8 protein-coding genes are annotated in these 11,468 nt (G+C 39.0%); all 8 read right to left on the reverse strand.

The window, feature by feature from the left end; genetic code table 11:
• Window positions 1-3: 3 nt before the first annotated feature.
• Entirely contained in the window at window positions 4-3,012 is a 3,009-nt protein-coding gene (locus tag ACN0TV_RS07055; RefSeq protein ID WP_417361485.1) for a SusC/RagA family TonB-linked outer membrane protein, read from the reverse strand.
• A 79-nt stretch (window positions 3,013-3,091) separates the two neighbouring features.
• Window positions 3,092-5,464 carry a GH92 family glycosyl hydrolase gene (locus ACN0TV_RS07060; RefSeq protein ID WP_417361487.1) on the reverse strand — a complete coding sequence of 791 codons (2,373 nt, stop codon included), beginning with the start codon at window positions 5,462-5,464 and terminating at the stop codon, window positions 3,092-3,094.
• A gap of 5 nt (window positions 5,465-5,469) precedes the next feature.
• On the reverse strand, window positions 5,470-6,612 hold the full coding sequence (locus tag ACN0TV_RS07065; RefSeq protein WP_417361489.1) for an MFS transporter: 1,143 nt from the start codon (window positions 6,610-6,612) through the stop codon (window positions 5,470-5,472).
• A gap of 1 nt (window position 6,613) precedes the next feature.
• Entirely contained in the window at window positions 6,614-7,525 is a 912-nt protein-coding gene (locus ACN0TV_RS07070; protein ID WP_417361491.1) for an ROK family protein, read from the reverse strand.
• On the reverse strand, window positions 7,522-8,244 hold the full coding sequence (locus ACN0TV_RS07075) for a GntR family transcriptional regulator (protein ID WP_417361493.1): 723 nt from the start codon (window positions 8,242-8,244) through the stop codon (window positions 7,522-7,524). Before ACN0TV_RS07075 ends, ACN0TV_RS07070 begins: the two co-directional genes overlap by 4 nt.
• Before the next feature lie 359 nt (window positions 8,245-8,603).
• A complete protein-coding gene (locus ACN0TV_RS07080; RefSeq protein ID WP_417361495.1) occupies window positions 8,604-9,707 on the reverse strand; it encodes a Gfo/Idh/MocA family protein in 1,104 nt (367 codons plus the stop codon).
• An 82-nt stretch (window positions 9,708-9,789) separates the two neighbouring features.
• Complete coding sequence (locus tag ACN0TV_RS07085) at window positions 9,790-10,572, reverse strand: 3-keto-disaccharide hydrolase (protein ID WP_417361497.1); 783 nt, start codon at window positions 10,570-10,572, stop codon at window positions 9,790-9,792.
• A gap of 412 nt (window positions 10,573-10,984) precedes the next feature.
• Window positions 10,985-11,449 carry a helix-turn-helix domain-containing protein gene (locus ACN0TV_RS07090; protein ID WP_417361499.1) on the reverse strand — a complete coding sequence of 155 codons (465 nt, stop codon included), beginning with the start codon at window positions 11,447-11,449 and terminating at the stop codon, window positions 10,985-10,987.
• Between the last annotated feature and the right edge of the window lie 19 nt (window positions 11,450-11,468).

Consider the following 11,468-nt stretch of genomic DNA (forward strand, 5'->3'; position numbering starts at 1 on the left):
ATTTTAGAAATTGATATTTAAACCTAGGGAGAACACACGATTAACCGGATATACTCTCCCGCTGTATCCCACATTTTCCGGATCCACGCCTAAATCGTTCAAAGGACTAAAGGTCAAAAGATTCAATCCGGTGAGATACAAACGCAAACTTTCCATACCGATATTCTCCATCACATCGGCGGGTAACGTATAACCCAACTGCACATTTTTAATCCTTAAATACTGTGCATTAAAGATGTAAAAGTCAGAACGTGCCGCATTGTTCACGGATTCCGATCCCACAGTTAACCTGGGATAAGAAGCGTCTAAGTTTTCAGGTGTCCATCGATCCAGATGTCTTTCAAAGACAGGACCTTCATTATTGTTGTGGAATGCTTCTATGATTTCACCTCGCAACCATTGTTGCCGTTTTCCGACCCCTTGAATGAATACCGAAAAATCAAATCCATTCCAATCCATGGCATAGGTAGCTCCATAGGTATACCTGGGGAATTCATTTCCAAGGATAAAACGATCATTTTCATAATCAATCTTTCCATCACCGTTGCGATCAAGGTATCTGATATCTCCGGGATCCACATCATTTACGAATATCGGAGCGGGACCTTCTGCGATTTCAGCCTCTGAATTATAATATCCGTCAGACTTAAGGGCATAATATGAGTTTATGGAGTAGCCTTCACGAAGTATCGTATGAACGTCACCTCCATTTATAAACTCCCTTCCTCTTAAGTCTTCTATTTTATTATGACTGTCCGAGATATTGAAATTAAATGAATGGTTAACTGCACCCGTTGCAAATCCGTAATTCATACTAAGTTCCCAGCCTCTATTTCGAACTGATCCGGCATTTTGAAACGGCTGTCCTAAACCGTAAGTCGCGGGAACAGGAAGTTGTAATAAAATATCATTGGTTAAATTGTCAAAAACCTCAAAGGTGACGTCCAATTTGCGTTTAAAGAAAGACAAATCAAGACCGATGTTTTTCATCGTGGAAGTTTCCCAGGTTCGATTCTGATTCGAAACCGAGTAATATGCTCCCGATGCACCTACACCACCGAAGCTGTATACATTACTACCCGAACTCACTAAACTCTGATACCCATATAAATCAGAGATATCCTGATTTCCAAGTTGTCCCCAGGAAGCTCTGATTTTAGCAAAGGATACGATATCTTCAATGGGTTTGAAGAAGTTCTCTTCACTCATTACCCAACCCACGGAAACCGATGGAAATACCCCCCAGCGTTTGTCGGAAGAAAACCTTGAGGATCCATCATAGCGGATGTTTCCTTTAATGATATATTTATCATCAAATGTGTATCCAACTCTTCCGAAATAAGAGGTAATAGACCACTCATCTCCGGATCCACTGGCACCTTGGATATCTCCGGCATTATCTATAACACCATGATCATTTCCAGGAATATCCAATCCCGTTACACCAAAAAACTCACTTTCAAATTTCTCGGTAGAACTACCGACAAGTACATTCAAATCATGTTTATCGGCAAATGTTTTTACATAAGTAGCCGTTAGGTACGGATTCAGATAAAGAGATCTGAAATAATTATCCGTTACTGAGTTTTCGTTATTTCCACCACCGGGATACGCAAACTCAATGGCTTTACGAAACTGGTGGGTTTTATTACTCACAATATTTCCACCTAAAACACCCTTGATGACAAGGCCGCTGACAGGTTCATATTCCAGAGAGAAATTTCCCAAAGCTTCATCATTTTGAGTATTTGTAGTTCCACCTTCCATGAGCTGTGCCAGCGGATTACTGTTACTCCCGCTCACAAGGGTATAGTTTCCGTCCTGATCTATGATATTGTAAATAGGAGGAGTACGCATCGTTGGTTCTATGATAAATTGCTCAAAGTAGGCATGGTCTTTTATATCATTACGTGCGAAAGACAATCTGGCGCCGATTTTAAATTTCTCATTAACTTTTTTATCAATATTAATTCGGGCATTATACTTTTTGTATCCATAATCAGGTCCTTTAAACATACTTTCCTGATCCACATAACCTAAGGAAACCAGGTAATTAAGCCCGTCATTTGCACCACTAAGGGAAAAGTTGTGGGTAGACTGCAAAGCCATGTCCTTATAAATCTCTCTATTCCAGTTCACATCCGGACCGTTTTGCTTGAATTCCAAAATCTCCTGGGGGGTGAATGCCGGTGCCATACCGGAGTTGATCAGTGCTTCATTTCTAAGGGTCGCGTATTCCCAGGACTTCGCAAAGTTTGGAAAGTTGGTAGGCTGCTGTACACCCATCATGGTTTGATAGGAAAATTTTGCCTTGCCCTTCTCCCCGCTTTTGGTGGTAACCAGAATAACTCCATTTGCAGCTCTAGAACCATAAATTGCCGAAGAAGCTGCATCCTTTAAAACACTTATGCTTTCAATATTATTAGGGTTCACATTGTTTAAAGAACTAATTACCCCGTCCACAACAATCAAGGGTGTATTTCCATTAATAGTACTCACCCCTCGAATATTAATACGCGGCACAGAACCGGGTTTGGAGGAAGTATTCTGGATGATTAATCCCGAAGATTCCCCTTGTAAAGCTTCATAGGCATTCGCCACAGGCTTTCCCTCTAGAGCTTCGGATTCTATTGAACTTATCGCTCCGGTTAAGTTGGCGCGTTTCTCGGTGCCATAACCGATCACTACAACATCTTCCAACTGATTAAGATCGCTCTGCAGAGTAATCTCATAGTTTGTTTTACCGGGTACTATGGCGATTTCCTGAGATTTAAACCCGATATAGCTCACTACTATGAATTGTGAAGACTCGTTTAATAAATTGAAATCGAAATTACCGTCAAAATCCGTAACGGTACCGTTGTCAGTACCTTTTTGTAGAACAGTTGCACCGGGCAAGGGTCCGAATTGATCACTTACCATACCGGATAGCCTGACCCCTTGGGCCAGCACGTTTGTTGAAAAGACCAGCCCTAAGAAGACCAGAAGAAATTTAAAATATTGGTTTTTCATAAATTTAGATTATTAAGTTCAAATGTTTGAACATAGATTGGTTGAAAACACAACAGTGTTTATGAATACAAGCTCCATGTTATTTCCATGGATCGAATAGGTCTTTGTTTGGTTGATCACCTAGAATTAATTTTAAGTCTACACCCGCTTTAAGAGTTGACAAATCAATGCTGCGATCTGTATGTGGTTTACCGCTTATCTCCATAGATTGCACGTAATAATTGGAAGGACCGTTATTTTGAGTTTCAATGGTAATGGTGTTACCGTAACCGTTGTCAATTTCCACTTTGTCAAATATGGGACTACCGATTTGAAAAGAAGGTTCAGCTTCAGTAAGACCTTTGACATCAAATAGTCCCAATGAAGACATGACATACCAGGCGCCCAATTGTCCCTGATCTTCATCTTGACCGTATCCATAACCGTGTATACCCTCGGTTCCGTAAAATTCATCACAAATTCTACGAACCCATTTCTGGGTAAGCCATGGATGATCCGTGAAATTAAACAGCCACGCAATATGTAAACTCGGCTGATTTCCTTGATTGTAGAGGTATTTTACACCTGCAAAAGCATCGATTTCTTCACCTCCGAATTTTGTTTTTTCGGAAACGGTAAAAATGGAATCAAGCCTACTGACAAACTTTTCTTCACCCATTTGAGAAACAAGTGCTCTCGGCTGATGAGGAACATAAAATGTGTATTGCCACGCATTTCCCTCCTGAAATCCTGCCCAGGGTGCAAATGGATCAAATGGCTCCAAAAATTTTCCTGATGCTAACCTTGGTCTTACAAAATCGGTTTCTTTATCATATACATTTCTCCAATTATCAGAGAGCTCCATGAGCTCCTTATATTCTTTCTCTTTTCCGAGTGATTTTGCAAATTGAGCCACCGTATAACTGCTAAAGCTATACTCCAGTGTATGTGATACTGAAAAACCGGATCCTTGCGCATTGGTATCCCATCCCGGAACATAACTGATATAACCCTGGTTTATAAATTGTCCCAGATCCGTCTTTCCGGCTCCTTCATTTCTATTCTTATAACGGGTTTCATTTTCATAGGCCGCTTTAAAAGCAAGCTCCACATCATAATCTCTTATACCCGCTTGATATGCCGATGCAATCACCAATCCGACAAAGTTCGTCCCAACTCCGGAAACAAATTTTGAATTTGCCAAGCCATCCGAGGTCCATCCTGAATTTTTGTATACCGCCAAGTGCGTTTGAATAAAATCATTGTAATACTCAGGCCAAACCAAAGTCCATAGTTGGGTCAGGTTCCAAAACGCTCCCCAAACAGAATCTGTATTGTAAAAGTTATAAGCTGGAACACCTTCTTCCGATAAAGGAATTTGACCGATCGTACCGTCATTCTCCGGGAAGGCCCCGTTGACGTCACTTGCAAGTCCTCTTCCCAGTAAGGCATGATAAAGCCCTGTATAAAATTTAGTTTTATTTGCAACAGAAGAATCTGTGATTCTGATTTTACCCAATTCTTCTTTCCAAACTTCCTCGGCTTGTTGCTTAGCCTGATTAAAATTGAGCGTCTCTGCTTCTTCTTTTAAATTCAATCGTGCATTTTCCACTGAAGTATATGAAAATGCCGTTTTTAGTTCTATAGTTTCATCAGCTTTGGTTGAATACTCAAGGTACAAACCTGCACCCTCTCCTTCTATTGAGGTACTTTCAGTAAACGTATTCTCTTTTTTAAAAGTTCCGACCGCTGAAGGTTCCTTACTGACAACCGCTGAGAAGTACATACGAACTTCACCATCCGGTTGATATTTTTTTACATACTCAGGATAGGTAATCACCCAACCTTCAATACTATTTTCATCCTTATTAAACCAGACCGAAGCATCTTTAACTGCTCCACTTTCCCCTAATTGATTTCCGATGTCGAAAATAAGGTGAGCCTTTTCACTCTCGGGAAACGTGTATTTTAAAAATCCAACCCTCTTGGTGGCCGTAAGTTCTGCCTTGATGTTATAGTCTTTAAGGACAACGCTGTAATAGCCAGGCTCAGCATGCTCATCTTTTTTGTCGAATCGCGATCTGTATCCCTGGTCCGGCTGTTCCAAGCTGCCTGGAGTCGTTTGTAACTCACCGGTTGTGGCGGTAAACAAAAATCCCCCAACCTGAAACTCATGCAGGCCTGCAAACCCTTCAATACTCTGGTGCCTTTCATCATAGCCGACAGCTTCCCATCCTTGTTCATTCCCGTAGGAGCCATTGGTGGAAGGGCCTAGTTTAGCCATACCAAAAGGAACTGCCGCCGGGGTATAGAAAAACCAACGACTGTGCGCCGTTCCGATATTGGGATCTACATAGCTCAGTACATTGAGATCCGTTTCGGTATTCTGCTTCTTTTTAACAATATCCTCCTTTTTAGTCTGACATGAATACATCAGAAATAAAGACAGTGTTAAGATGATATACTTCTTCATAATTGTTAGTTAGATTTGATTATAAAATATGAACCTAAGACATATACAGCACATGCTAAAAGAACTACAAAGCTTAGGGAAACTCCAAAATAATTATTCACAACACCCATAATCGGGGGTATAATTGCTCCACCTACAACCGCCATAATCATCAGACCGGATATTTCACTGGAACGCTCCGGAAACTTCGCTATAGTTAATGAAAAGATTAACGGAAATAGATTTCCTGAGCTCAGACCTACCAAGAAAATAAAAATGTACGCCAAAAAAGAGCTCGGTGAAAATATTGTTAAGACTATGGCTCCAATGGTTAGCACGGAAGACCATAACAAAAATTTTAAATTATCGACTTTTGACAGCAGTATAGCACCGAAGAATCTACTGATCATCAGTGCAAAAAAGTAAATGCTGATCCCTAAGGATGCTTTCTCCAAACTGATATCAAACTTTTGTATCAGCAAATTTTGAATATTTGTATTCATTCCGACATCCAAGCCGACTATAAGAAAAATGGCCAAGACCATACTGGCAATAAATTTATTTTTTAAAAGCCTTAATGTCGTCATAAACGAGGCCTTTGTTTCAGACCTTACCTCTGCAATCGGAGTCATCATAAGCCATACGCCACATATGATCGAAGTGATTCCATAAAAAACAAGAATATATTTCCAATCACTGAACCAACCTACAAAAAATGTCACTAATACAGGTCCTAATAAAGAACTGATTGCCTTTATAAATTGTGAAAGGCTCATATAACTGGAAAATCGACCTTTAGAAACAACATCCTGTAACAGGGGGTTCACGGACACCTGTATAATGGTGTTCCCGATCCCCAGCAATACAAAGCACAGCAACAAGCTTCCGTAGCTGTATAGTATAAACGGAGCGCACATCCCTAAAGCGGTAATAAAAACACCTAAAAGCAACAGCTTCCTTTTTCCGTAATTATTCTGCAGGACGCCTACCGGAATGGATAAGATAAAAAACCATACGAATACCATCGAAGGTATCAGTTGAGCAAGCTCGGGAGAAAGATTAAAATCCCTTTGCGCATATCCCGTTGAGACGCCAACGATATCAACAAACCCCATCACAAAGTAACATAACATAACGGGTACTATCTTATACATCTTTCGAGCCTCCATATTACATTAATTTTAAGGTTGGTTGTATGTTGTGATAATAATGGTCATCCAATAACAAAGCACTGCCTAGTATTGCAGCATGTTCTCCTAACTCTGAAACATAAATTTTCAGCCCGGGCAACCGGCTTTGTAAACATTCACCAAAACAATCATAGGCCTTTGAGATATTGCCGCCGATAATTAAAACTTCAGCACCGAAATCCCTGACATAGGATTCTAAAAATTTACCCAATTCATCCCCAAACCACTGAAAACATTTCAGAGCTGTAGTATCGAATTGTGCCTTTTCATATAATTCCCTCACATTGCTCACCTTATCTCCGGAGATCTCATAGTAATAAGCAATAAGACCGCGTGTAGAAAACACATCATCTGCCAGTTTATCCCCGTGTTTTTGATTGTACAGAAATCCGCCTTGAGGCACATTGTCCCTATCCATGATCGGGTATGAATTTTCCAAAAATGAAGCTCCCAGACCCGTACCAAGAGTAATTGCGATTGCTTTAGAATAGTTTTTACCTTCACCGGCAATGGACTCCCCTATTGAAAACGCTGAAGCATCGTTGATGAAACGAATTTGAGAAGCTTCAAATGGAAGTCTCTCAGCAAGCGCTTCTCGTATGTTTACTTCATAAAGTGAACTGAGCTTATCAAGATCAACTAACTTGCTTATGCCGTTGTAATAATCAAATGGCCCGGGCATTGCAATGCCGATACCTTCAATGGAATAAAAAGATTTTTCCACCGTCTCCAAAATTGCAAGAGCCCAAGTATCCAATATGTCTGAAGCAGTTCCTTTGGAATCTACTTTGCGGTAAGTGAATGTATTATCAATTAAACATATGTTGGAATGTTCATACATACTACATGAAACATGACTTCCCCCTATATCAACTCCTATACTGTACTTCATCGTGTTATTTGAATGGAATATGTGAATTTATCATTTCTGTAATACCCGATATTGTATTCAATGGGTCTATCCCCTGGATCAGAGACAAATCGCTCTCTGATTAATATCGGTTCTGTTTTGTCAATTTCCAGAAGCTCTGCAAAATCACCTGCAATGCCCGCCTTTATTTTCTCCTTAGAAACCGTTGGCACCGTATGATAGTCATTTTCCAGAATTTCATATAGCGATCTTTGAAAATCCTCCTCCCCCGTTAAACCAATACGAGGATGAAAGTAACTTTCAAAATATACAAAAGGCTCTGTGTCCCCTTTCAATCTGGATAATTTTAAAATTTTCGTACCTACTTCAACATCGAAAAAATTAGCGATAGCCTTATCAATCTTCACCCATTCAATACTGAGTTTCAAATTTTTAAAAGGAATTCCTTTGGAAGTCATCTCCTGGGTAAAACTATGCCACTCTGATAAATTGGTGGTTATATTCTTACTCGCAACCTTGGTCCCTACTCCTTTCTTTCGAACAATCAATCCCTCATTATGCAATTTATTAGAGGCTTGACGAATGGTGTTTCTGGAAACTCCCAATCGCTTTGCCAACTCCACTTCCCTGGGAAGGAATGCTCCGTTTTTATATTCAGGAAGCTCAATTAATTTTCTCAATAATTGCTCTACTTGAAGATGTAACGGTAAAGGATTTTGATGATCAAGTTTTAATTCCAACGCTAACAATAATTAAATGTTCATATGTATGCACAAATGCGAATATATAAATATATTATTACCCAATCAAAAGAAAATGCAATTTTAAGACAAAATAATTATCAATAAGCAAGCATTAACCACCAAAAATAGCAAAATCCCAATACAGCTATATAGTCATAAATGTAAATTTCATAGGGCTTGGGATAGGCTATTACCAAGTCTTAATTATTTTTCAGAAAAAAGAAAAAAACGTATATTCTGAATAATTTTGAAGTAAAAATCTACCAATTTCAATCCAAATCAATTGGTCTTTAATCGTTATTTAGCCAAAAATCAAACAGTATTGTGCATCTATCCAAAAGGAGATACTCAAATTATTAGTCTTTAAGTTCGATGGTACGTCCACTATGTGCACTTTTTAACGCGGCATCTAAAATTTCCATAGTAATCAAATTATTTTCCAGAGAATAGGGATCAAATTTTTTCAATTTTAATTCTCCTCTTACTACAGCGGCAAATAACGCAAAGGGATCATCAAAAGGTGGCTGTCTTTCCTCCAGCTGAAAAGTTTCTTCACTAAAACCGTCATATCCTTCGGCCTTCCGCATGCGGAGTTGGTGATGGTTATCGGAATATATCACTCCCGTTGTACCATAAAACTCCATATCCTTTCTTCCGATTGTCCAGTTCCAAGAAGGCTGAAGTAAAGCCATTTTATCGTCATACTTCAGTATAATGGTCGCATCATCATCTACTTTTGGGTTGACTTCGGGCTGTAATTGTTGAGTTACTGCAGTCACTGAATTTGGTTTTTTTCCATGTAAAAGCCAGGTCATTATATTGGCTCCATAACAGCCAAAATCCATAAGAGCTCCTCCTCCACTCAAAGCAGGATCGGTCAACCATTGTACGAATTCACTATCTGTCCCTACCACTGTCATGCCTCTGTGACCATCACGAACAATAACCTTACGCAAATCACCGATAGCACCATCATTTAAAAGTTCATAGGCTTTAACATTAGTAGGGTACCATGAAGTTTCATAATTTGTAAGTAGATGGATATTGTACTTTCTAGCAAGTTCTGCCATTTTTTTAGCGTGATCTAGACTTATAGCCAATGGCTTTTCCACCATTACATGTATACCTTTTGGCGCGCAGGCTTCAACAACTGAAAGATGGTCATAGATAGTCCCGAAGGCTGCCACAGCTTCAGGATTTGTAGCCGCTATCATTTCTTCCATAGAATCGTATATCAAATCTATGGATAGACCATGTTGGTCTAATAGGCGTTTTGCCAATTCTTTATTAGGCTCTACGATGCCGACAAGTTTTATATCATCTGGATTGTCACGACCTAAAATCCAACCCACATGGCCATGACTCAGACCGGCAATACCCAATCGTACCGGTTGTTCTTGGGCAAACATAGTGTTAAGACTCAATATAGCTACAAGTGTTACACAATATTTAAATATCATTTCAGTTCGCTTTTGAAATAAAGGTAATATCATATTTTCGGAAGTTTAGCTGTCATTTAATTATGCCGATTGCTTTTCAACCTCACAACTCAATATCAGTTTGACTTTCGGCAAGTACAAGTGGCTTAATCCATATATTTTTAAATAGTACATCATGACCTTCAGCCTGTAATTTTATTCCGCCTGGCTGATCAGTAATGCCAAATCCATCGTTATTACCTCCGTCTAATCCGGAAAAAGCTCCTCCCCACACCTTTGTGATCGGAACATTGGAATGCACTTTTTCCCCGTTAAAATATATGGTAACCAAGGCGTCTTCCTTTTTCTCACCATTATCAAAACGTGCAGCTCTAAAAATGATGTCATAAGTGTTCCATTTACCCAGTCCTTTATAAGGTGCATACGATGCACTCTTTTCATTAATCACTGCGGCCATTCCGTGACTTGTGGAATCACCGTCCAGGATTTGGATTTCGTAGCGATTTTGTAGGTATACCCCACTGTTACCTCCTTTATTTTCAATTAGAAACTCAACATGAAGCCGGAAATCTTCAAATTTCTGTTTAGTTACAATGTCTGCAGCACCATATTTTCCATTCGCTGCAGCAGGATCGTTAGAACATACTGCTGTTCCTGTTCCTGCAGGATTCTTTACGATCTTCCATTTTATAGGGGGTTCAGCTGAGAGTCTGGGTCCCTCCCAATACGTCCAATTGTTATCTAGGCTTTCTCTGGATCCGTCGAATAACACTATAGCATCTTCAGGGGCTGTGAGACCAATTGTTGTTTTTTGCGCTTGTAATTGACCCGTCCCAACTATAACAGCGAGAAAGAATACCGCTTTAATTACCTTTACAATTTTCATTTGTACTTTTTTTAAAAAGATTAATTTTCAATATTAGGCTAAAGGGGAAAGCGAGCATTTTGGATGTTATTTAGGATAACGCTCCATACATTGCTGTGAAATTTAGCAACAAAATATTTACCTTGGGCATTAATTTCCTGTTTTTCTGAACAATGTGCAAATTTTACACGTTGGGCAAGCTATTAAAAAGATAGATCTTAGATCTTAAGATCCAAAACGAGGTTGCTAGGGCTAAAACTTCGGGGGATTATAAAATATTTTGTGTATATCCGGGAACATATATATAAAAGTGATTTTGAAATTCATGGGGAAAATATTTCATTTTCAAAAAGAAGCATCAAACCAAACTACGGAAACCATAAAAAAATGCCAACTACAAAAGGTGGTGTCCTTTGATATGCATGTCGATATACTATTCTTCAATGTAGAAATTTCTATTTCCTTTTTTGACTGCTTTTAAGTGCCTTCCAAGAATTGATGAAACGTCTTTTGAAGCAGCATCTAAATCATAATCCGCTTTTAACTTTGTGACTACATCCCTTGTGGCTCTTAGGGTTTGAAAATAACCACTTTCAATATATCCTTTAATTCTATATGTTAATCTAGATTTTTCTCTCCTTTGAGGAGAAAGCTTGCGTCTAGGCATAATTTTGATATCGAAATCTAATATCTCCTTAGGATGGATATTAATGGCCAAGCAAACTTCCACAAAATAAGAGAAATATGTTTCAGATCCATTCTCTATATTTGAAATTGTATTGTATGTGAACCCAGTCATTTCAGCGACATCTTCTATCTCTAATTCCTTAATTTTTCTTTGATCACGGATTCTGTCACCAATGATTGACAGTATTTTTTCATTCTTATATCTCTTCACATATCAAATTGACAAATAG

It is taken from the genome of Galbibacter sp. (assembly GCF_048266365.1).
Taxonomy (GTDB): domain Bacteria; phylum Bacteroidota; class Bacteroidia; order Flavobacteriales; family Flavobacteriaceae; genus Galbibacter.

What these genes read in the sequence shown, in the direction of transcription:
- ACN0TV_RS07060 (WP_417361487.1), bottom strand. Translation starts at nt 5,464, where the DNA reads ATGAAGAAGTATATCATCTTAACACTGTCTTTATTTCTGATGTATTCA.
- ACN0TV_RS07055 (WP_417361485.1), bottom strand. Translation starts at nt 3,012, where the DNA reads ATGAAAAACCAATATTTTAAATTTCTTCTGGTCTTCTTAGGGCTGGTC.
- ACN0TV_RS07085 (WP_417361497.1), bottom strand. Translation starts at nt 10,572, where the DNA reads ATGAAAATTGTAAAGGTAATTAAAGCGGTATTCTTTCTCGCTGTTATA.
- ACN0TV_RS07080 (WP_417361495.1), bottom strand. Translation starts at nt 9,707, where the DNA reads ATGATATTTAAATATTGTGTAACACTTGTAGCTATATTGAGTCTTAAC.
- ACN0TV_RS07065 (WP_417361489.1), bottom strand. Translation starts at nt 6,612, where the DNA reads ATGGAGGCTCGAAAGATGTATAAGATAGTACCCGTTATGTTATGTTAC.
- ACN0TV_RS07070 (WP_417361491.1), bottom strand. Translation starts at nt 7,525, where the DNA reads ATGAAGTACAGTATAGGAGTTGATATAGGGGGAAGTCATGTTTCATGT.